The sequence below is a fragment of the Streptomyces sp. NEAU-YJ-81 genome (assembly GCF_017592595.1).
Classification (GTDB): Bacteria; Actinomycetota; Actinomycetes; order Streptomycetales; family Streptomycetaceae; genus Streptomyces; species Streptomyces hygroscopicus_B.
This window is the reverse complement of the sequence record NZ_JAGFNO010000001.1, coordinates 402334-422754: the sequence shown is the minus strand read 5'-3', so window position 1 is coordinate 422754 and position 20421 is coordinate 402334. Positions and strand designations below refer to the sequence as shown.

Below are 20421 nucleotides of genomic sequence, written 5' to 3'. Positions count from 1 at the left end.
TACCATCGGCTTATCCGTCGCAGGCTCTCCTCCGTTTCCGCCCGACCGCCCGGCGCAAGCCGGCGTCACGGCCCTACGGAGCATCGGGGGATGCACCATGAAAAGCGCTCCGCACCTGCTGACCGAGGACCGCCCAGAGTTCGAGCGGGTTCTCGACGAGGCACTGCGCACCGCCGACCATCGCCCGGACCTCACCGGTGTCGGGCAGCGGCTCACTGCCGAGCAGTTGCGCACGATGGCGCTCGGCGCCTCGGCCGCGATAGCGGCATGCGCGGCCGCCGAATATCAGGACTACCGCGAAACTCGCGCCAAACTGCGCGAGCCCGCGCCGCTCTTCCCGCTCGCCGGGAATGTGAGCGAGCGCGAGCACCCGGACGGCACGGTGGGGCTCGCCGACGCGATGCAGGACGCCGCGGGGGCCGGGCTCGTCGCCATGCTCGCGGTGCTGGCGCCGGTGCTCGCCGGAACCGCCGCGATCATCTTCCTCATCGTCGGCTACGTCCTCAACGTGCTCGACCCGGCCCCCTCCATCGCCCAGCCGATGGTCACAGCGGGCTGGTTCTTCGCCGCGCTGACCGCCGCGGGCATCCTCATCGCCGCCGTCGGACTGCTCCTGACCGCGCTGCGCAACGGCTCCAGCGCGATCCGGGGCGAGGCGCGCAGCGAGCAGCTCGAGGAGGTGGACCGCGCCAGAGAGGTCTGGCGTCAGGCCCTGCTGGAGCGCGGCATCCTGCCGTTCCTCCGCGAGGCCCTGGCCAACCCCTCGGCCCCGTCCCCCTCCGCCTACGTCCCGACCAACCCCGAAACGGTCAGCCGCACCCCGCACCTCGGCTACAGCCGCCCCGGCTTCAGCACCGACGGCGAAGGCCCCAAGGCCCGCCCCCGCTACAGCAGCCCGGACTTCACCAGCCCCGACTACGGCGGGCCTGAGCACCAGCCGGACTAGCCCGCGTCCGGGGCCACCCCGGGGTCATTCCGGGCGCGCGTGAGGGTGCACGTGGGGTCATCCCGGATGGCGGGGCACGGCTGCCTCGGCAGCATGGCTGACCATGACTTCCTTGACCCGACGTACCTTCATGGGTGGTTGCGCGGCCGGAACGCTGCTGGCCGTGGCCGGGAACACCGAGGCCCGCGCGGCGGCGGGGACCACCGCGTCGACCACGGCGCCCGACGAAGCCGCCCTGCAGGCAGCTATCAGCGATCTCTCCCATCCACCCGCCACCTCCGCGCAACTGCGCGTCGACCGCCAAGGCGACCACTGGTACGGCACGGCCGGGGCGGCGGACCTCGGGAGCGGGCGTGCCGTACGCCCGGACGACCGCTTCCGTGCGGGCAGCGTCACCAAGGCGTTCGTGGCCACCGTGGTCCTGCAACTGTGGGCCGAGCGCAGGGTGGAGCTCGACGCCCCCATCGGGCGGTACCTCCCGGATCTGCTGCCCTCCGCCTTCTCCCGCCGCATCACCGTGGCCCAGCTGCTCAACCACACCAGCGGACTGCCCGACCATCGAGGGCTGCCGGACGACAGCACTCCGGAAGGGGTCCTGCGGCATCGATGGGACCGGTGGACACCGCGGGAGTGGGTCGAAACGGTGACGCACGACCCGCTGAAGTTCGATCCGGGGACCACACAGGAGTACCGGGGCATCAACTACGTCCTGCTCGCCCTGATCATCGAAAAGCTGACCGGCCGCCCCTACGGCCAGGCGATCGAGTCCCGCGTCCTACGCCCACTGGGCCTGACCCGGACCCTGCTGCCGGGCCAGGACCCCCGCCTCCACGGTCCTCATGTGCACGGCTATCTGCGGATGACCGACGGGTCGCTGCGCGATATCACCGTGTACAACCAGTCCAGCGCCTGGGGCGAAGGCGAGCTGGTCTCGACCCTCGACGACCTGTCCCGCTTTCAGCGAGCCCTGTTCTCCGGCGCCTTGCTGCCGCCCCACGCGCTGGACAAGCTCTTCACCCTGCCCCCGGATTCCGTACGGATGCTGGACGGCACCCCGGCCCGCTACAGCCTCGGGCTGCAGACGGCCACGGTGAACGGCGTGACGTTCTGGGGAAAGACCGGCGAGACATACGGCTACCGCACCCGCATGTTCGCCACCCGCGACCAGGCGCTCCGCTTCGTCCTCTCCTACGCCCCGACGCCGCTGACCACCCAGGAGGAGATGACCAACCGGGTCGTCGCCGCACTCACCGCGTGAACCACCCAGCGGCCCGCGCTCCGGACCGGCCCAAGGACGGCTCGGAGCACGGACCAACGCTCGAAGGGATGTTTCACGTGAAACGGGCCAACAGGAAGAAGAGGAAAGCGCCCGCGTCCGCTGCTCAGCAGTGAAGTGCGGCCCATGTCCGTAGTCCGCCTCAGTCCGCCATCGGCTCCGCGTCGGTTCCCATGCCTCGCATACTGCTGTGCCGGGCGGCACTGTCGCCACCTGGCGAGGCCGCCGGACCCCGGATCCCGGGCTCGGGGTCCAGCGGCGCCGAGCACCAGCCGGCTTGGCGCTGGTGCACGGTTTGTCCTCAAATCGATCAATTATCCACCGATCGAGGGAACTTCCGCCTATTCGGGGGAATTGATGGGCGGTGATGTTTAGCGTCCATCGGTGGAGGTGATGCGCGATGCGCAAACACAACACACCGCCGGGCCCATCCGCCCGGCACGACGCCATGGACGTCAACGATTTCGTCTACGCGGCCACGGGGGCCCGGGTCCGAAGGTTGACCCTGCCCAACGGAGAGCACTGGTTCCCCGCTGCCGATGTGTGCCGAGAGCTCGGCTACACCACGACGCGGAAGGCTCTGCTCGATCATGTGCCGGAGGAGCGGCGAGAGTCTCTTGAGACTGTGACTTCCAGTCACAGTCTCAGCATTCCCGCAGGTAGGGAATGGCGCCGAGACTTGCAGCTCGTCGATCTCGAAGGACTTATCCTCCTCGTGAACGGCTGCACCAAGCCCGCGTGCCTGCCCTTCAAACAGTGGGTCTCGAGAGTGATCGCCACCGTCCAACGCGAGGGCTCATACGCGCTGGAAGTCTCCGAGATCTCCCGCCCCACTCCACCGAGCGAGCTCATGGACGCGATCGTCCGACTGGAGACGCGGGCCGAACGCTTCCATACGGAGGTACTGGATTCCCTGCATCGGTCCGAGCAGGCGTGGTCACAGATCCTCGATGCGCTGGGCTGCCGACCGGGCGAGGAGCCCGAGGCGGACAAGCGGGAGCTGAGGCTCAGGACGGAGGACCTGTTCGCACAGTGGAAGGACCGGCTGAGCATCACCGAGGACGTATGGGCGGTGGCCGTCTACATCCTCCCCACGCTGGCCGAAGCCGGACAGATCGGCCACTCGCTGGAGACGCTCTCGGCCAAGACGGGGCTCACTCGGCAGCGGGTGCACGCCTGTCTGCGGTTCCTCCAGAAGCACCGCTGCATCCGTCAGAACGGGCTGGCGGACAGCGGACATCCGATCTACGTGGCTGAGCTTCCGCCCGCGTAGCGGCACGCTGAGGGTCCGAAGTCGCAAATCCAAGTTGCGGCTTCGGACCCGTCCCGCAGCGTATCGCCTGTTTCACCCCGCAGGCGCTGCTTTGCCGGGCTTCACCGGCGATCTCGGCCTACGCGTCCGCGCCTCAGTCCGCGATGGGCAGATAGACGCGGTTGCCCGCCTCCGCGAACTCCCTGGACTTCTGGAGCATCCCCGCCTCGATCTCCTCGGGCGTCGCGTCGGCGTCGCCGCCGAACTGCTCTGTGATGCTTCTGCTGATCTTCATCGAACAGAACCTGGGCCCGCACATCGAGCAGAAGTGTGCCGTCTTGGCCGGTTCCGCCGGGAGGGTCTCGTCGTGGAAGGAGCGGGCCGTGTCCGGGTCCAGGGCCAGGTTGAACTGGTCCTCCCAGCGGAATTCGAAGCGCGCGTCGGAAAGCGCGTCGTCCCATGCCTGGGCGTCCGGATGGCCCTTGGCCAGGTCGGCTGCATGGGCGGCGATCTTGTAGGTGATCACGCCGGTCTTGACGTCATCGCGGTCCGGCAGGCCCAGGTGCTCCTTGGGCGTGACGTAGCAGAGCATCGCCGTGCCCCACCAGGCGATCATCGCGGCGCCGATGCCGGAGGTGATGTGGTCGTAGGCGGGGGCGATATCGGTGGTGAGGGGGCCCAGGGTGTAGAACGGGGCCTCCTCACAGATCTCCTGCTGGAGGTCGACGTTCTCCTTGATCTTGTGCATCGGGACATGGCCCGGGCCCTCGATCATCGTCTGGACGCCATGCTCCTTGGCGATCCGGTTGAGCTCGCCGAGCGTGCGCAACTCCGCGAACTGCGCCTCGTCGTTGGCGTCGGCGATCGACCCGGGACGCAGCCCGTCGCCCAGCGAGTAGGTGACGTCGTACGCCGCGAGGATCTCGCAGAGCTCCTCGAAGTGGGTGTAGAGGAAGGACTCCTGGTGGTGGGCGAGGCACCACGCCGCCATGATGGAGCCGCCGCGGGAGACGATGCCGGTCTTGCGGCGGGCGGTCAGGGGGACGTACGGCAGCCGGACGCCGGCGTGGACGGTCATGTAGTCGACGCCCTGCTCGGCCTGTTCGATGACCGTGTCCTTGTAGATCTCCCAGGTCAGCTCCTCGGCCCTGCCGTCGACCTTCTCCAGCGCCTGATAGAGCGGCACGGTGCCGATGGGGACCGGGGAGTTGCGCAGCACCCATTCGCGGGTGGTGTGGATGTTGCGGCCGGTCGAGAGGTCCATCACCGTGTCGGCGCCCCAGCGGGTCGCCCAGGTCATCTTCTCGACCTCCTCCTCGATGGAGGAGGTGACGGCGGAGTTGCCGATATTGGCGTTGACCTTCACCAGGAACCGCTTGCCGATGATCATCGGCTCGATCTCCGGGTGGTTGACATTGGCCGGGAGGACGGCGCGGCCCGCCGCGATCTCCTCCCGGACCACCTCGGAGGAGACGTTCTCGCGGATCGCCACGTACTCCATCTCCGCCGTGATCTCGCCCCGCCGCGCATAGGCGAGTTGGGTCACGGGGCCGCCCGCTCGGCCGCGCCGCGGCTGGCGCGGGCGGCCGGGGAAGACCGCGTCGAGGTTGCGCAGTCCCCCGCGGGGCGAGGTGTGCTTGATCCCGTCGTCCTCGGGGCGGACGGGACGGCCCGCGTACTCCTCCGTGTCGCCGCGGGCGACGATCCAGTTCTGCCGCAGCGGCGCCAGGCCACGGCGGACATCCGTCTCGATGGTGGGGTCGGTGTACGGGCCGGAGGTGTCGTACAGCGTCACATCCTGGCCGTTGGTGAGGTGCACTCGGCGGACCGGGACGTGGAGGTCCGGGCGCGAACCCGCGACATATCCCTTATGCCAGCCGAATTCGGCCTTCTCGGCGCGCGATGATGCATCCTGCTGAGTCATGAGACCCACTCCCTACGCCGGCATTACCCGGTAACAGGTTCAGCGGTCGGCGCAGCTGTCAGCGTCAGCGCCCTCTCAGCCCGGTGCTCCGAGCTCCCGCGATTGCAAAGGTTCGTGCCCACGCTAACGGTTTATCCACAGTGCTGAACAGGGGGCCCACTCCTCTTGCGATGATGCGACCGTGACCGCCATCCAGCAGGACCACCCGCCCGAGCAGCCCCGCCCCTCCGATCAGGCGCACGACCACGGCCACGGCCATTCACACGGCCACTCCCACGGTCATGGCCCCGCCGCTCCCGTCTCCGCCCGCCTCCGCAAGATCATCGCGACGGTGCTCATCCCCTTCGCGGTCGCCGTCGTCGCCGGTCTGATCGTGCTCTGGCCGGGCGGCACGCCCGACCACAAGGCGAGCGGCCGCAGCGGTCTCGGCTTCGACCAGCAGACCGTCGCCGGACGGGTGGTGAAGGTCGAGGAGGTGAACTGCGCCGATGTCAACGCCCAGCCGCAGGCGCCCACCGAGCCCGGCCAGGACAGCGCCGCCCAGAACGGCGCCCCCGGGCAGGGCGGGAAGAAGAGCGTCTGCGAGAAGGCCACCATCGAGGTCACCTCGGGCAAGGACAAAGGTCGCACCTTCCCCGAAATCGTCCAGCCCAACGCCTCGCGTCAGTTCAGCGCCGGGCAGGAGCTGAAGCTGGCGTACGCCCCCAAGGCGCCCAAGGACCTGCAGTACTCCGTGTCCGACGTCGACCGGTCGATGCCGATGGCGCTGCTGGCGGGGCTGTTCGCGCTCGCCGTCGTGGTGGTGGGGCGGCTGCGCGGGGTGTTCGCGCTGGTGGCGCTGGCGATCAGCTTCGGGGTGCTGACGCTGTTCATCCTCCCGGCGATACTCCAGGGTTCCAATCCGCTGGTGGTCGCGGTCGTCGGGGGCAGCGCGATCATGCTTCTCGCGCTCTATATGTGCCATGGGCTGACGGCCCGTACATCGGTCGCCGTGCTCGGCACACTGGTGTCACTGCTGCTGATCGGGGTGCTGGGCTCGCTGTTCATCGCCTGGGCGAGCCTGACCGGCAATACGGACGACCAGACCGGGCTGGTGCACGGCCTCTATCCGAACATCGAGATACGCGGGCTGCTGCTGGCGGGCGTGATCATCGGCTCGCTGGGTGTGCTGGACGATGTGACGGTCACCCAGACCTCGGCGGTGTGGGAGCTGAGGGCCGCGGACCCGACCGCGTCCCGGCGCAGGCTCTACGGGGCGGCGATGCGGATCGGGCGGGACCACATCGCCTCCGTCGTGAACACGCTGGTGCTGGCGTACGCGGGCGCGTCGCTTCCGCTGCTGCTGCTGTTCTCCATCGCGGACAGCGGTGTGGGCACGGTCGCCACGAGCGAGATCGTCGCGGAGGAGATCGTACGGACGCTGGTGGGCAGCATCGGGCTCGTCGCCTCGGTGCCGGTGACCACGGCGCTGGCCGTGCTCGTGGTCTCCGCGGACCGCGCCCCGGCGGCGGACGGCGCCCCGGCGGCGGACGGCGCCCCGGCGGCGGACGGCGGCGCGGAGCGGGGGGCCGACGCGGGCGGCGCCCAGGGAGCCAGGACCGGCCGGGGCGGACGCGGGCGGCGGCGCCGGGCCAAGACGCGCTGAGCGGCCGGGCAACGGCACGTTGAGCCGCCGGGCCGGGACACAGCCGCTGGGCGAGGGCACGACGAGCCATCGGGGACGGCACGCTGGGCCGCCGGGCGGGGACACGACGAGCCGCTGGGCGACGAGCCGCTCAGCCACCGGGCACGCCGCCCGGCTGGCTCGGTTATCCGGCCGGTTCGGTGGTGACGGCCGGTTCGGTAATGGCGGCCGGTTCAGCCGCGGCACACCGGCCTTCGGCCCGCCGCCGCGTATCCGGCGCTCAGCCCGCGTACCGGTCCTCGGCCAGGATGCGGTGGAGTTCGGCGTCGAGATCGCCGACCGGATCGCAGGCCGCCGGCTCCTGGCCGAAAGGCACCACCCGGTCCGTCCGATCGAGGAAGGCCACCAGAGGGGCGGCCCCGGCCCGGAACAGGGCCCGTTCACAGCCGACTTGGAGTCTGATGAAGACGTCCGAGAGCCCCTCGGGGGAGGCTGGAGCGATGCGCACATCCCCCTCGCCGGTGGGTTTGCTCAGTCCGTCCAGCAGCAGCTCCCGCGCGAAGGACCAGCTCACCGGCGCGTCGCCGGGCAAATGGAAGGTGATCTCGACGGCATAGGGGTCGCTGCTGTCGTAGGACAGCTCGACCGGGATCCGGAAGGAGAGATCCTGCGAGACCAGGAAGGTCATCGTCACTTCCGCCTGAACTGTGTCACGCATGTCACGCATCGTTCGCCGCCCCGGGTTGTTTGCGCATGGCCGACTCTGGAGCGTAGCGACTCGATTGCTGTGCGGAGTCGGTTTGCCTCGTGTGAGGGAACGAAAATGGCCAGTGTTGCCATGGGGAGACCCGCGGGGCCGGACGACGTGGGCCCGGTGGGCGGGAGATCGGGGCCGGCGCACCGGCCGTATCGAAGATCGCTGTCGTCAACAGGCACCCCCGGGGTGTTGTTGCGAGGCAGACGCCGAGAGGAAGAACGCCGAGGTCTCGCACTCTAACGGCAGGGGTGGCGCCGGACCGCGCTCCCGCCCCGGCGGTATCCCTCGCGCGGCGTATCCACGCGCGGTGGGGGCCGCAGGGCCTGCGGGGATGCGTCAGGCCCTGGGCGACGCGGCGAGCGCCGCGGGGCGGGTCAGGCGGTGAACTTCCGTACGACGTAGATCAGCCCGGCGATCAGCGCCACCAGCAGCAGCGCCTTGAAGACGAAGCTCACCAGAAACCCGATCACGCTCATGATCAGGCCGCCGAACACGGCGAGGATGAGGACCGGTATCGCGATCCAGGTCACCCACCACGGCAGGCCCCGGAATATCCCCTTCGTGGTCACGTAACTCCCTGCTTTCTCTCCGAGCCGTGGGTCCGGACGCCGACGGCCGGTCTTCCCTGCCTCGATGCTAGGACGGGACGGAAGCGCGCGGGCGCCCCTCGCCCCCCGTCCTCCCCTGAGCGGACCCCTACGGGACCGTCCCACCACGCATCGGCTCCACGGTGGACAAGCCTCAGGCGGCACCAGCCCTCGGGCAGCACCACCCCCCGGCCGGTGTCAGCCCTCGGCCGGTGTCAGTCCTCGGACGGCATCAGCCCTCCGGCGGCGAGAACACCACCAGCACCCTCAGGTCCTCGGTGATGTGGTGGAACTTGTGCGCCGTGCCCGCCGGTACGTACACCACGCTGCCCCGCGCCACCTGCGTCGTCTCCATTCCCACCGTGACCGACGCCCGGCCGCTCACCACCAGGTAGACCTCATCCTGGTTGTGCGGCGACTGCGGGTCGGGCTGGCCCGCGTCCAGCGCGTACAGCCCCACGGACATGTTCCGCTCCCGCAGGAACTGCAGATACGCGCCGTTGTTCGCGGCCCGCTCCGCCTCCAGCTCATCCAGCCGGAACGCCTTCATTCGCTCTCCACCCCTGCCTACGGGGCCCCTGCCTGCCGCGGGGCCTGTCTGCGACGATCTCAACCATGAAGAATTTTCTCGTCAAGACGATCGCGAACGCCGGTGCCCTCGGCGTCGCCATCTGGCTACTCAAGGACATCACGCTCACCGGTGACAACACCGGCCGCCAAGCGCTCACCCTCATTCTCGTCGCGCTGGTCTTCGGCGTGGTGAACGTGGTGGTCAAGCCGATCGTCAAGCTCCTGGCTTTTCCGTTGTTCATCCTGACCCTCGGGCTGATCACGCTGGTGATCAACGCCCTGATGCTGCTGTTGACCTCCTGGCTGGCCGGAAAGCTGGATCTGAGCTTCGACGTCGACGGCTTCGGCACCGCGGTGCTCGGTGGCCTGATCGTCTCCATAGTCGCGTGGGCCCTGCACGTCGTGCTGCCCGATGACAAGGACTGATCCCGGCCGGGGATGATGAGAGGCATGAGAGACCCGTCGCCCTACCGTGTCTGCTTTGTCTGCACCGGCAACATATGCCGCTCGCCGATGGCCGAATCCGTCTTCCGCGCCCACGCCGCGGAGGCCGGGCTGGACGGCCGTGTCGAGGTGGACAGCGCGGGCACCGGGCCCTGGCACGAGGGCGACGGGGCCGACCGCCGCGCCATCGACGTGCTCACCGCCCACGGCTATGAGCAGGATCACATCGCGCGGCAGTTCCGGGCCGACTGGTTCGACCACCTCGATCTGGTGATCGCCCTGGACAGCGGTCATCTGCATGAGCTGCGCGCGCTCGCGCCGACCCCGCACGACGCCGCGAAGGTACGGCTGCTGCGGAGCTACGACCCGGAAGCGGACCAGAACGCGCTGGGCGGCCTCGATGTACCGGACCCCTACTTCGGCGGGACGGACGACTTCGAGGAGTGCCTGGAGATGATCGAGGCCGCCGGCGGCGGGCTGCTGGACGCGGTCACCGAGGCCATCGACGCCGCGGGGAGCGCCGCCGAGGAGACCCCGGAGAGGGCCGCCCAGAGCGCCGAGAGCAAGAAGAGCGCGTCGGCCGCCAAGGGCCCCGACGCGGGGAAGGAGTCCGCGTGACCGGCGATGGCACCCGCGCCGTACGGGCCGGGCTGCCCGAGGCCGAGGCGTACGAGCCGACGCTGCCGGGCCCGGTCTTCGCCGCCCACTACCACCTCCCCGGCGACCCCGTCGGCCCCTACACCTACGGCCGGGACGCCAACCCCACCTGGTCCCTGCTGGAGCGGGCGATCAGCGAGCTGGAGTCACCGGGCACCGACGCCGAGACGGTCGTCTTCTCCTCCGGGATGGGCGCGATCTCGGCCGTGCTGCTGTCCCAGCTGCGCCAGGGCGACGCGGCCGTACTGCCGTCGGACGGCTATCAGCTCCTCCCGGCGCTGGTCGAGCGGCTGGAGGGCTACGGGGTCACGGTGCGCACCGCCCCGACCGGCGAGGACGCCCAGCTGGCCGCCCTGGACGACCGGACGAAGCTGCTGTGGCTGGAAACCCCGTCCAATCCCGGACTGGACGTCTGCGACATCCGCCGGCTCGCCGAAGCCGCGCACGCCCGGGGCACGCTGGTCGCCGTCGACAACACCCTCGCCACCCCGCTCGGCCAGCGCCCGCTGGAGCTCGGCGCGGACTTCGCCGTGGCGAGCGGCACCAAGGCGCTCACCGGCCACGGTGATGTGCTGCTCGGCTATGTGACCTGCCGTGATCCGCGGCTCGCCGCGGAGGTGCGGGCCTGGCGCAAGACGGTGGGCGCGATCCCCGGCCCCATGGAGGCATGGCTCGCCCACCGCTCCCTGGCCACCCTCCAGCTACGCGTCGACCGCCAGGCGGCGACCGCCCTGGCCCTCGCCGAGGCGCTGCGCGAGCGCCCCGAGATCACCGGGCTGCGCCACCCCGGTCTGCCGACCGATCCCGCCCACCGGATCGCGGCCGGGCAGATGCGCGGCGGGCGCTTCGGCTGCGTGGTCTCCTTCACCCTGCCGGACAAGGAGTGCGCGGAGCGCTTCCTGGACGCGCTGCGGCTGGTGGACGACGCCACCAGCTTCGGCGGGGTGCGCTCCACGGCGGAGCGGCGCGGACGGTGGGGCGGCGACGCGGTGTCGGAGGGGTTCATCCGGTTCTCGGTGGGCGCGGAGGACCCGGACGATCTGATCGCCGATGTACTGCGGGCGCTCGACGCGGCCTGCGCCGCGACGGGTGGCTGAAAGCGGGCGGGTACGCCTGTGCGGGCGTCTCAAGCCTCCCCCCTCGTGGCTTGAGACGCCCCGGTTCTTCTCGTGGAGAACCGCTCGAACAAGGCTAGTTGACTCAGCGTCAGTGTCCAATCACAGTAGCGACATGGACCTATCGGCATATTTATAGTCGGCATGCGTTCGGGGCGCGCCGAGGCGAGGGGAACCCCATGGATCTGGCCCTCTTACGCACCTTTGTCGCGGTTCACCGCGCCGGGTCCTTCACCCGCGCCGCCGGGCTGCTCGGGCTCTCCCAGCCCGCCGTCACCGGCCAGATACGCACCCTGGAGCGGCAGCTGGGCCGCCCCCTGTTCCTCCGTACGGCGCGCGGCGTCGTCCCCACCACCGTCGGGGACGAACTCGCCCACAAGGCCGCGCCGCATCTCGACGCCCTCGTGGAGATCACCGAGGCTGGTCTCGACGACGACCGCTCGGCGCTGCGCACCCTGCATCTCGCGGGCCCTCCGGAGTTCACCGCGCTGCGCGCCCTGCCCGCGCTGACCACCCTCGTCACCCAGGGACTGGCGGTGCGCTGCGCCTTCGGCAGCGCCGAGGAGCTGTTCGAGGGGCTCGGCGCGGGCCATCACGACCTGGTCATCACCACCGCCCGGCCGCGGGGCCGGCTGCTGGCCGCCACCCCGCTGTGCGACGAGGAGCATGTGCTGGTGGCGGCCCCGCGCTGGGCGGCCCGGCTCGGCGGTCCCGCGGTGCTCCAGGTCAAGGGGGTACGCGCGCTGGAGGCGCTGCCCGTCGTCGAGGTGCACGAGAGCCTGCCGCTGGTCACCCGCTACTGGTCGGCCGTCTTCGACACCCCGCCGGTCACCGCCGGCACGATCATCGCGCCCGATCTGCGCGCGGTGCTCGCCTGCGTCGCGGAGGGCGCCGGGCTCGGCGTCCTGCCGCGCTATCTGTGCATGGACGCGCTGGACGCGGGGGAGGTGGTGGCGCTGCTCAACCCGCCGGTGCCGCCGCTGCGCACCTATTTCCTGGTGGTGCGGACGGGGGCGCTCGCGCTGCCGCATATCGCGCGGGCGCACGAATGGCTGTTGCGCGCGGCTGTCGACTGGTGAGTAAGTGGTTTCGCGGGGCCAAGGGTGCGGCAGATGTCCTGCATGACCGAACGACCTGTGGTCAAGCGCACCGCTCGCGCCATTCTCCTCGAGGGCGAGGCCGCGCCCCGGATGATCCTGATCAAGCGCACCAAGCCCGGCCAGGCGCCGTACTGGATCACTCCGGGCGGCGGGATGGAGCCCGAGGACGCGACCGTCGTCGAGGCCCTGCACCGCGAGGTGGACGAGGAGCTGGGGGCGAAGGTGACCGATGTGGTGCCCGCGTTCGTGGACACCGTCCCCCATCCCGATGAGGGCGCCGAAGGCGCCCAGGGCTCTGGCGGCTCTGGCGGAGTGAAGGTGCAGCACTTCTTCGTCTGCAGACTCGCCTCGATGGACCTCACCCGGCGGCACGGCCCGGAGGTGGACGAGCCGTGCGGGGAGTACGAGGTGGTGAGCGTCCCGTTCACCCGCGAGGGGATCGCCTCGGTCGGGGTGGTGCCGCCCTCGCTGCGGGCCTACCTCGACGCCAACATCGAGGGCGTGCTGGCCCTGCTCGCGGACGACCTCGGCTAGGGACTGCCGGGCGGGTCTTCGCGGGGCAGGACCTAGCGGAACCAGCCGCCGAACGGCTGCTGGGTCTTCCGGGCCGCCCTCTGACGTGCCTCGGCCAGCACCCGCTCGGCCTCCTCACGCCAGGTCTCGGGCCCCGCGTCGGGGCGGACCTCCGGCCGGATGGCCGGGCTGAGATCGGCGCGCGCCACCGAGGGCTGCGGCGCTTGCCCAGCCGAGTCAGCCGGTTCGGCCTGCGCCGCCGGTGGGGTCTGAGGGTCCGGGACGCCTGAGGTCTGAGCGTCCGAGACTGCGGGGGCGGCCGGGATCTGCGGGCCCGGGTCGGCCGGAACGGTCTGGCCGGGAAGGTCCACCGGCCGCAGGGCGGGTGGGGCGGCCGAGGCCTGCGAGGCCGAGACGGCCTGGGCGGCCTGCGCGGCCTCGCCAGGAAGGTCCACCGGCCGCGACGCCGGTGGAGCGGCCGGGACGGGCGGTACGGCTAGGGCGGGGCCCAGGGCGGCCGGAGCCGCCTGTGCCTGGGGTCCCGAGACCACCGGGACCGCCGGGGTCTGAGGGTCCTGGCCCACCGAGACCGCCGGGGCTGCCGGGATCTGGGGACCCAGGGCAGCCGAGACTGCCGGGGCGGCGGTTGGGGCCTGAAGGCCCGGGGCAGCGGGGACGGTTGAGATGTGAGGGCCCGAGACCGCCGGGGTGGCCAGGGCCTGAGGACCTGGGACCACCGGCGCTGCCGGGGTCCGAGAGCCCGAGACGGCCGGCGCGGCCAGGGGCCGAGCACCCGGAACCACCGGGGCGTACGGGACAGGCGGGGCCTGAAGGTGCGGGACGGCCGGGGCCGCCGGGGTGACCGGGGTCTGAGGGCCCGAGACGGCTGCCATGGCCAGAGTCTGCGTACCCGGGACCACCGGGGCGTACGGAACAGGCGGGGCCGGCAGCACCCGGACCGCCGGGGCCACCGGGGCGGGCTGGCCGGGCAGCTCTGCCGGTCGCGGGGTCGGTGGGGTCGTTGGGGCGGTGGTGGGCGGGGCAGGCGGGTTCCTGCGGCCGTCGCGCGCCTCGGCGGCGGCACCGAAGAAGTCGCCGCCCTTCCGCTTGACGTCGTCCGTCCCCCAGTCCCGCTCCCGGTCGTGCTCCAGGGCCTGGTCACCGGACGGGCCGTGGTGCCGGTTGTCGCCGCCGCCGGTGCGTCGCTGCGCCGGGACCCTCTGGAGGTGCGGGATGTGCTTGGCGCAGTGGATATACGCCTCCTCGATGGTCACCTCGACCCACACCAGCGCGCGCCGCCCCCGTACCGGGTCCACCGGCAGGCCGGGGTGCGCCTCGCGCATCTCGGCGTCCTCCACCACCCGGGCCCGGCCGTTCACATGCAGCCCGATCCGGTCCCGGAAGAAGTCGACCATGAGAATGCCGACGTGGGGGTTCTCCTGGATATTGCCGAGGCTGGCCAGGACGCCGTTCCCCCGGTATTCGGGATAGGCCAGCGTGCGCGCGTCGAGTACCCGCAGAAAGCCGGGCGGGCCGGCACGGAAGGTGTTGTCACACTCCCCGTGCCCGTCGGAGGTGGCCAGGAAGAACATTTCCTGGCGGTCGATGAACTCCCGCATCCGGACGTTGAGGTGGTCCAGCACCTGTTCGTCGTAGAAGCGGTCGGCGCGGTCCACCGTGTCCAGTCGCCGCTGCAGAAGGTGTTCGCCGTCGCTCCCCGGACGCCACGCGCGATCGTCGAGGTGCTCCGCACTGTCCACGGTTCTCGTCCCCGTCCTACTGATTCGCCGTCCGGAATCGCCGGAATGCCTGCCTCATGTCGGTGTTTCGCCGTCTGCCGTCCGCGCCCTATTCCGCGGCGGCGGCGAGCTCCTCGATGGAGTCGTGCCGGATGCGGTGGGACGGAATGCCGATGCCCACCAGGGCGTCGACACCGCTGCGGATCATCCCGGGCGGCCCGGAGAGATACGCGTCGAACGCGTTCCACGGGCCGTACTGCCGCACGGCGTCCGGCAGCCGACCGCTGAGGCCGTTGGTCGGGCCGTCGGAGACGACGGGGCGGACCGCGAGCCACGGATGCCTCCGCGCCAGCCGCAGCATGGTGTCGATGTCGTACAGGTCGTGATCATTGCGGGCGCCGTAGAAGACCTCGACCGGACGGTGGCGGCCGTAGTCGGCGACGTCCTCGACCAGTGCCTTGATCGGCGCGATACCGGTGCCGCCGCCCAGGCAGAGCAGCCCGTTGTCGCTGGAGTGGTCGACCGTCATGGACCCGGCGGGGGGCCCGAGGCGGATCACATCGCCGGGGCGGGCCCGGTGCACCAGCGCGGAGGACACCCATCCGGCCGGGATGGCCTTCACATGGAAGGAGAGCAGCCCGTCGGAGCGCGGCGCCGAGGCGAACGAATAGTGCCGCCACACCCGCGGCCACCAGGGCGTTTCCACTGAGGTGTACTGGCCCGCCAGAAAGGGGTACGGCTGGTCCGGGCGGACGGTGATCACGGCGATGTCGTGGGTGCGCGGCTCATGCCCGACCACCTCGGCCTGCCACCACGCGGGGGCGCGCAGCTCGTCCTCGGCCGCCGCGTCGATCATGATCTGGGAGATCGCGGTGTAGGCGCGCACCCAGGCGGCCTCGGCCTCGTCGCTCCAGGTGGTGACCGCGTAACGGGTGAGCGCGCCGATCAGGCATTCGCCGACGGCGGGGTAGTGCTCGGGCTGGGTGCCGTACTTACGGTGGCCGCGGCCGAGCCGGGAGAGGAAGTCGGTGAGGATGTCGGGGTCGTCGACGAGCCGGGCGGCGGTCAGTATCGCCTTGAACAGCCGGTCGCGCTGGGCGTCCATGGCGGCGGGGAAGAGCGGCCGCAGCTCGGGGTGCTGGACGAAGAGCAGCGCGTAGAAGTACGAGGTGACCTTGTCGCTGACGGGCTGTACCTCGGCCATCGTGCGGCGCAGCAGGATCGCGTCGGGCGAGGCGGTCTCGGGTACGGCGAACGGCGAGTCGGGGCCGGGCCGGACGTCCTGCGGGGCCGGGGCCGCCTCGTCGGGACGCTGATGCTCCTCGCGCCCGGGGGCCGGGGGGCCGGGGGCCGCGGGGCCAGGGGCCGCGGGGCCAGGGGCCCTGCGCTCGTCCACCCGGCGGTCATCCACTCGACGCTCGTCCACCCGGCGGTCGCCCGCTCGCGGACCGGATGCCCCCGGACCGGGTGCGGGGGGCGGCTCCACGGGCGTACGGCGGTCGGCTCCGGTGCCGACCGGCCGTATCGGACTCACCGGGCGGCTGGGCGCACGCTCATCGCTCTGCCGGTCCGGGGACCCCTGCTCCTCGGCCGGTCGCCTGCTCGGGGTGAACCAGCCCCAGTCGCCACTGTTTCCGCCGGAGCCGTCGCTGCCGGCCGACGATGTGGTGGTCGGAGCGTCCATGGTTGCCTCGCCTCGAACATCTTTCTGTCGGTCTTCGCACTTCCGCTGCCGGAATGTGCCCGCAATTCCCCGTCCTGGTGCCCTGGTTCAAGCGAGAATGGTCGTACCGACCCTCTCCGTGACTCTCTTCCGGGCAGCATGCCACGCTCGTTCCCCGCCCCGGGCACATAGCCCGAAGTCCGGAGAACGGGGGCCGCGTTCCCGTTATGCTGGTTGGCCTGGGATGCCCGTTCTGACCCCGTTACAGCACGCCGCACGGAACCGGACTCGACCCTACCGGCCCCGGATGAATTCACAAGCCCCAAGCACATCGCACTCGTTACACCTGCCAACTCGCGTAATTACCGATAGTTACGTGCGGTTACCCATCAATTCGTAAGCCTCTCGGAGATCACGACCGGCATAGGCGTGGGATGCGATTTCGCTCACATGGTGGTCGGCGTTAACGGCGACCGAGACCGGCACCACCGTGAACAGCTCCGCGTCCGAGAGTGAGTCCCCATAGGCCACGCAGTGATCCCTGGTCAACCCGAACTTCGCACAGAGTTCATCGGCGATCCGGACCTTCGCGGCCGGGGTCAGAATCCCCGCCGGATCCACTGGCTCCCGGAACGGCACGGCGGGCCAGGCCGATCCGTAGGTGGCGTCCGCGCCCCACTCCAGCAGCCGCGAGACGAAGAAACCCGGCGAGAGCGAAATCACCGCACAGCGCTCGCCCCGCGCCCGGATGTCCGCCCACACCTCACGGATCCCCGCCAGCCACGGCGCCCCTTCGAACGCCGCCGCCACATGGTCCTCCGTCAGCTCCTCCCACAGCGCGCAGGCCCGCTCCGCGAACTGGGCCGTCGTCATCTCCCCGCCCGCGAACCCCCGCTCCAGCGCGGCGATCTCCCGCTCCAGACCGAGCTGCCGGGAGATCTCGATCGCGGCGGCGGAGCCGTGGATGAGTGTGCCGTCCAGATCGAACAAATGCAGTCTGGTCATATCAGCCGAGCGTAGAGGCAACCCTCCGGGCCCCGCCGCCCCGGTCCTGCCCTGCCGCCGCCTCGGCCCTGCCCTGCTCTGGCCGGCACCGCCGTCACGGCCCTCGCCTGCCGCCGGGAGTACGTGTGGATACTCCTGCCGTCAGACGCCGCGGGGGCCGCGGCGCCGCCACGGTGAGGGCATGCAGCAGCTCACCCGCCCCATCCGCCGGGGCCTCCTCGTCGTGCATGTCGTCGTCTCCGTCGGATGGCTCGGACTGACCCTCGGGATGCTGGCCCTGGGGATCACCGGGGCCGTGGCCGACTCGGCCGAAGAGGCCGGGGCGGTGTACCGGTCCATGAATGTGCTGGGCGACTGGCTGCTGATTCCGATCAGCCTGCTGGCGCTGGCCAGCGGGATCGTGCTGTCGCTGGGGACGCCCTGGGGGCTGGCGCGCCACCGGTGGGTGTACGTGAAGTTCTGGCTGACGCTGCTCACCACCGCCGCCACGGCGTTCGCCCTGCGCGCCAGCATCAACGCCGCGATGGCCGATGTGGTGGCGGGCCAGGCGGTCGGGGCGACCACGGATCTGGTCGTGGCGCCGTCGGTCAGCCTGAGCGTCTATACCTTTCTCACCGCGATCTCGGTGATCAAGCCCTGGGGGCTGACCGCCCGGGGGCGTCGACTGCGGGCGACAAAGCGCCGATAATTGCATACGCGGTCTTTTTCATCGCTGGACTATCCTGGAATCCGCTCACCCACCAAGGAGGGGTTCCATGCCGGAGAAGACGCACTGCGCCGTCGCCCCGCCCGCGGGGCAGGCCCTAGCCCAGGGCTGGTGCGCCCTGTCCTCCCTGCACGGCCGGATAGAGACGCATATCGAGCGTGCGCTGCAGGCCGGGCACGATCTGAGCGTCCGCGAATTCTCCGTGCTCAACGTCCTCAGCGGACAGCATGACGGCGACGGCGGACATCTGCAGATGAAGCAGCTCGCCGACTCCGTCGTGCTCAGCCAGAGCGCCACGACCCGGCTGGTCACCCGGCTGGAGGACCGCGGGCTGCTCTCCCGCTACATCTGTCCAAGCGACCGCCGCGGCATCTACACCAACGTCAGCGCCGAGGGGCTCAAGCTCCTGGAGGAGGCGCGGCCGACGCACGACGCGGCGCTGCGCGAGGCCCTGGGCGACGCCGCCCGGCGGCCGGAGCTGGCACCGCTGGTCACCGCCGTCGAGAGGCTGACCGCCACGTACTGATCGCGGCGTACTGATCGCGGCGTACTGATCGCCGCACGCGGATCGCCACCAGCCGGGGATGCTGCCTGGCCCTGGCCCTGGCCCTGGCCCTGGCCCTCCCCGCCGCCCGTCAGGGCCTCGCGGGCCCCGGCGTAGGCTCACCGCATGAGCGACTTCGAGATACGGCGCGCGACCGCCGACGACATCCCGGCGATCGTGGCCATGCTCGCGGACGACCCGCTCGGCGCCCACCGGGAGTCCCTGGACGACCCGGCCCCGTACCGCGCCGCCTTCGAGCGGCTGGACCGGGATCCCCAGCAGCGGCTGGTCGTCGCGGTCCGGGACGGCCGCACCGTCGGCACGCTCCAGCTGACCGTGATCCCCGGGCTGTCGCGGCGCGGCGCCACCCGCTCGATCGTCGAGGGGGTCCGGATCCACTCGGAGGAGCGGGGCGGCGGGCTCGGCACCCAACTGATCGAGTGGGCCGTCGAGGAGTCGCGCCGCGAGGGGTGCGCACTGGTGCAGCTCACCTCGGACGCGACCCGTATCGACGCCCACCGCTTCTACGAGCGGCTCGGCTTCGAGGCCAGCCACGTCGGCTTCAAGCTGCCGCTGGCCTGACCCGGCCCGCCCGGGCCCGACCTGTCTGAGCTGACATGACCCGGCCTCATCGCCGTGGCGGTCTCACAGCGTCCCCAGGTCGATGGCTTCGGCCATCCGCCGGTAGCCCGCGTCGTTCGGGTGCTTGAAGTCGCCCGAGTCGTACGCCGGGTCCAGCCGCAGCGGATCGGACGGCGAGGCCATGACCTTCGCGAAGTCGACGACCGCGTCGAAGGCGCCCGAGGTGCGGATCCACTCGTTGATCGCGGCGCGCTTCGCCTCCGAGCGCGGGGTGTGGTACTCAGCGCCCTTGAACGGGAGGATCGTTCCGCCGATGACCTTGATACCGCGGGCATGAGCCAGCGCGATCAGCTCCCGGTAACCCGCGATCACCTCCTCCGCCGACACCTGCGGATTGGGCTTGTAGGTGGGCAGATCGACCTCGCTGAAGCCGATGTCGTTGAGCCCCTCGAGCAGGATCACCGACCGTACGCCCGGCTTGTCCAGGACATCGCGCCGGAAGCGGGCGCCCGCCGGTCCCCGTACCAGGCCGAGTCGTGCAGCAGCAGATTGCCGCCGATCCCGGAGTTGAGGACGGGACGCGGGGTGCCCGCGGCCGCGAGGCGCTCGGCCAGCAGATCAGGCCAGCGGTGGTCGGCGTCGTCGGTCGAGCCGAAGCCGTCGGTGATCGAGTCGCCGAAGGCCACCACCGTGCCCGGGTGGCCGGGGCCCCCGGTGACCTCGACATCGGAGAGGTAGTACCAGGAGTGGGTGGTCTCGGTGAAGGCCGTCCCGGTGCGATCGGCGCGGTGGTCGCCGTCCGCGCGGTAGCTGCGGGCGTATGCCTGGGCGTGGAAGGTGGCGGCGCCAGTAGGGCGGTCGAAGTACAGCGTGACCGTCACCGGCTGACGAGGCGCCACGCGCAGCGGGGCCGCGTCGCTCACCGTCTCACCGCCCGCCGGGATCTCCACCGGCCGCCGGTGCCCGAAGGTCAGCGCGCGCAGGCTCGCGCCCTGGACGGAGGCGCCGTGCGCGGTACGGGCGATGGTCGCGCCCGCGATCCGCAGCGGCGCGGTGCCATAGCGGTTCGACAGCCTGATCCGGGCAGCGGTGCCGCCGCCGGTGACCCGGACGACCTGACGCAAGGTCTGGGCGGTGCGCTCGGCGAAGCCGCTCTCGGCCCAGTTCTTCTCGAAGCCCGAGCTGGGGCGCTGGACGGGGGCGGCCCACCCGGCCGACCAGACCGTTTCCGGCCGGTCGCGGCCGGCCGCCGGGCCTCCGGGCCGGGCGATGGCCGTCCCGGAAGCGGCCATGACGGTGGTGAGGGCGAGCAGGGAAGCGCTGAGGCGAAGTGTGGACGAGCGCATGGCGGGGCTCCTGAGGGAGGGCGGGGGAAGGGCGGACCAGGCCGCTCCCGTACGGGGCACGGAGTACGGAG

19 protein-coding genes, 2 pseudogenes and 1 riboswitch are annotated in these 20421 nt (G+C 71.1%); of the genes and pseudogenes, 13 read left to right on the top strand and 8 right to left on the bottom strand.

The annotated features are described in order from the left end of the window. Nucleotides 1–97: 97 nt before the first annotated feature. From J5X86_RS01900 to J5X86_RS52375, 4 genes and pseudogenes are all read left to right on the top strand, one after another. Nucleotides 98–946 carry a hypothetical protein gene (locus tag J5X86_RS01900; protein WP_208515069.1) on the top strand — a complete coding sequence of 283 codons (849 nt, stop codon included), beginning with the start codon at nt 98–100 and terminating at the stop codon, nt 944–946. 103 nt (nt 947–1049) lie between these two features. After that, nucleotides 1050–2204, top strand: a complete 1155-nt coding sequence (locus J5X86_RS01895; RefSeq protein WP_208515068.1) for a serine hydrolase — start codon at nt 1050–1052, stop codon at nt 2202–2204. 418 nt (nt 2205–2622) lie between these two features. Beyond that, nucleotides 2623–2928 (top strand): annotated as a pseudogene (locus tag J5X86_RS52380) (Bro-N domain-containing protein); the annotation flags it as partial. A 9-nt stretch (nt 2929–2937) separates the two neighbouring features. Beyond that, nucleotides 2938–3495 (top strand): DNA-binding protein, encoded by a 558-nt coding sequence (locus tag J5X86_RS52375; RefSeq protein ID WP_308124450.1) that lies wholly within the window; start codon nt 2938–2940, stop codon nt 3493–3495. 133 nt (nt 3496–3628) lie between these two features. On the opposite strand, the gene thiC is transcribed toward J5X86_RS52375, so the two are convergent. Then, nucleotides 3629–5398, bottom strand: a complete 1770-nt coding sequence (thiC, locus tag J5X86_RS01885; protein ID WP_208515066.1) for a phosphomethylpyrimidine synthase ThiC — start codon at nt 5396–5398, stop codon at nt 3629–3631. Then, nucleotides 5391–5508: riboswitch (TPP riboswitch) on the bottom strand. Its footprint overlaps the gene before it by 8 nt. Before the next feature lie 71 nt (nt 5509–5579). On the opposite strand from thiC, the gene J5X86_RS01880 reads away from it, so the two are divergent. After that, on the top strand, nt 5580–7043 hold the full coding sequence (locus J5X86_RS01880; protein WP_208515065.1) for a YibE/F family protein: 1464 nt from the start codon (nt 5580–5582) through the stop codon (nt 7041–7043). A gap of 259 nt (nt 7044–7302) precedes the next feature. Here J5X86_RS01880 and J5X86_RS01875 read toward each other — a convergent pair whose 3' ends face one another. The 3 genes from J5X86_RS01875 to J5X86_RS01865 all read right to left on the bottom strand — a co-directional run bounded on the left by J5X86_RS01875 (nt 7303) and on the right by J5X86_RS01865 (nt 8916). Next, the gene (locus J5X86_RS01875) at nt 7303–7740 is read right to left on the bottom strand and encodes an SsgA family sporulation/cell division regulator (protein ID WP_208515064.1); all 438 of its coding nucleotides are present in this window, start codon (nt 7738–7740) and stop codon (nt 7303–7305) included. A gap of 413 nt (nt 7741–8153) precedes the next feature. Then, nucleotides 8154–8348, bottom strand: coding sequence for a DUF5326 family protein (locus tag J5X86_RS01870; RefSeq protein WP_059143705.1), 195 nt, complete (start codon nt 8346–8348; stop codon nt 8154–8156). Nucleotides 8349–8598: 250 nt separating this feature from the next. Then, nucleotides 8599–8916 carry a cupin domain-containing protein gene (locus J5X86_RS01865; RefSeq protein ID WP_078642398.1) on the bottom strand — a complete coding sequence of 106 codons (318 nt, stop codon included), beginning with the start codon at nt 8914–8916 and terminating at the stop codon, nt 8599–8601. A gap of 65 nt (nt 8917–8981) precedes the next feature. Between J5X86_RS01865 and J5X86_RS01860 the strand changes: the two genes are divergently transcribed. From J5X86_RS01860 to J5X86_RS01840, 5 genes are all read left to right on the top strand, one after another. Beyond that, nucleotides 8982–9362, top strand: a complete 381-nt coding sequence (locus tag J5X86_RS01860) for a phage holin family protein (RefSeq protein WP_020870012.1) — start codon at nt 8982–8984, stop codon at nt 9360–9362. A 24-nt stretch (nt 9363–9386) separates the two neighbouring features. After that, complete coding sequence (locus J5X86_RS01855; RefSeq protein ID WP_208515063.1) at nt 9387–9998, top strand: low molecular weight protein-tyrosine-phosphatase; 612 nt, start codon at nt 9387–9389, stop codon at nt 9996–9998. Further along, the gene (locus J5X86_RS01850; RefSeq protein ID WP_208515062.1) at nt 9995–11134 is read left to right on the top strand and encodes a cystathionine gamma-lyase; all 1140 of its coding nucleotides are present in this window, start codon (nt 9995–9997) and stop codon (nt 11132–11134) included. The genes J5X86_RS01855 and J5X86_RS01850 overlap by 4 nt, the downstream gene beginning before the upstream one ends. 197 nt (nt 11135–11331) lie before the next feature. Beyond that, a complete protein-coding gene (locus tag J5X86_RS01845) occupies nt 11332–12231 on the top strand; it encodes a LysR family transcriptional regulator (protein ID WP_208515061.1) in 900 nt (299 codons plus the stop codon). A gap of 42 nt (nt 12232–12273) precedes the next feature. Next, nucleotides 12274–12786 carry an NUDIX domain-containing protein gene (locus J5X86_RS01840; RefSeq protein WP_208515060.1) on the top strand — a complete coding sequence of 171 codons (513 nt, stop codon included), beginning with the start codon at nt 12274–12276 and terminating at the stop codon, nt 12784–12786. 32 nt (nt 12787–12818) lie between these two features. Here J5X86_RS01840 and J5X86_RS52775 read toward each other — a convergent pair whose 3' ends face one another. The 3 genes from J5X86_RS52775 to J5X86_RS01825 form a co-directional block, all read right to left on the bottom strand. Continuing rightward, a complete protein-coding gene (locus J5X86_RS52775; protein ID WP_374229209.1) occupies nt 12819–14525 on the bottom strand; it encodes a pyridoxamine 5'-phosphate oxidase family protein in 1707 nt (568 codons plus the stop codon). 88 nt (nt 14526–14613) lie between these two features. Next, on the bottom strand, nt 14614–16188 hold the full coding sequence (locus tag J5X86_RS01830; RefSeq protein WP_208515059.1) for a globin domain-containing protein: 1575 nt from the start codon (nt 16186–16188) through the stop codon (nt 14614–14616). 351 nt (nt 16189–16539) lie between these two features. Next, nucleotides 16540–17172 carry an HAD family phosphatase gene (locus J5X86_RS01825; protein WP_208515058.1) on the bottom strand — a complete coding sequence of 211 codons (633 nt, stop codon included), beginning with the start codon at nt 17170–17172 and terminating at the stop codon, nt 16540–16542. A gap of 181 nt (nt 17173–17353) precedes the next feature. On the opposite strand from J5X86_RS01825, the gene J5X86_RS01820 reads away from it, so the two are divergent. From J5X86_RS01820 to J5X86_RS01810, 3 genes are all read left to right on the top strand, one after another. Continuing rightward, the gene (locus J5X86_RS01820) at nt 17354–17860 is read left to right on the top strand and encodes a DUF2269 domain-containing protein (RefSeq protein WP_208515057.1); all 507 of its coding nucleotides are present in this window, start codon (nt 17354–17356) and stop codon (nt 17858–17860) included. A 67-nt stretch (nt 17861–17927) separates the two neighbouring features. Then, complete coding sequence (locus tag J5X86_RS01815) at nt 17928–18404, top strand: MarR family winged helix-turn-helix transcriptional regulator (RefSeq protein WP_078642405.1); 477 nt, start codon at nt 17928–17930, stop codon at nt 18402–18404. A gap of 144 nt (nt 18405–18548) precedes the next feature. Further along, nucleotides 18549–19004, top strand: coding sequence for a GNAT family N-acetyltransferase (locus J5X86_RS01810; protein ID WP_208515056.1), 456 nt, complete (start codon nt 18549–18551; stop codon nt 19002–19004). Nucleotides 19005–19067: 63 nt separating this feature from the next. Here the strand turns inward: J5X86_RS01810 and J5X86_RS01805 are convergent. Next, nucleotides 19068–20350, bottom strand: a pseudogene (locus J5X86_RS01805) (SGNH/GDSL hydrolase family protein). Between the last annotated feature and the right edge of the window lie 71 nt (nt 20351–20421).

Bases quoted from the DNA above. Each gene is read 5' to 3' on its own strand.
- J5X86_RS01855 (WP_208515063.1), top strand. From the start codon at position 9,387: ATGAGAGACCCGTCGCCCTACCGTGTCTGCTTTGTCTGCACCGGCAAC.
- J5X86_RS01865 (WP_078642398.1), bottom strand. From the start codon at position 8,916: ATGAAGGCGTTCCGGCTGGATGAGCTGGAGGCGGAGCGGGCCGCGAAC.
- J5X86_RS01875 (WP_208515064.1), bottom strand. From the start codon at position 7,740: ATGCGTGACACAGTTCAGGCGGAAGTGACGATGACCTTCCTGGTCTCG.
- J5X86_RS01895 (WP_208515068.1), top strand. From the start codon at position 1,050: ATGACTTCCTTGACCCGACGTACCTTCATGGGTGGTTGCGCGGCCGGA.
- J5X86_RS01815 (WP_078642405.1), top strand. From the start codon at position 17,928: ATGCCGGAGAAGACGCACTGCGCCGTCGCCCCGCCCGCGGGGCAGGCC.
- J5X86_RS01825 (WP_208515058.1), bottom strand. From the start codon at position 17,172: ATGACCAGACTGCATTTGTTCGATCTGGACGGCACACTCATCCACGGC.
- J5X86_RS01830 (WP_208515059.1), bottom strand. From the start codon at position 16,188: ATGGACGCTCCGACCACCACATCGTCGGCCGGCAGCGACGGCTCCGGC.
- J5X86_RS01810 (WP_208515056.1), top strand. From the start codon at position 18,549: ATGAGCGACTTCGAGATACGGCGCGCGACCGCCGACGACATCCCGGCG.
- J5X86_RS01860 (WP_020870012.1), top strand. From the start codon at position 8,982: ATGAAGAATTTTCTCGTCAAGACGATCGCGAACGCCGGTGCCCTCGGC.
- J5X86_RS01845 (WP_208515061.1), top strand. From the start codon at position 11,332: ATGGATCTGGCCCTCTTACGCACCTTTGTCGCGGTTCACCGCGCCGGG.
- thiC (WP_208515066.1), bottom strand. From the start codon at position 5,398: ATGACTCAGCAGGATGCATCATCGCGCGCCGAGAAGGCCGAATTCGGC.
- J5X86_RS01900 (WP_208515069.1), top strand. From the start codon at position 98: ATGAAAAGCGCTCCGCACCTGCTGACCGAGGACCGCCCAGAGTTCGAG.
- J5X86_RS01820 (WP_208515057.1), top strand. From the start codon at position 17,354: ATGCAGCAGCTCACCCGCCCCATCCGCCGGGGCCTCCTCGTCGTGCAT.
- J5X86_RS01840 (WP_208515060.1), top strand. From the start codon at position 12,274: ATGACCGAACGACCTGTGGTCAAGCGCACCGCTCGCGCCATTCTCCTC.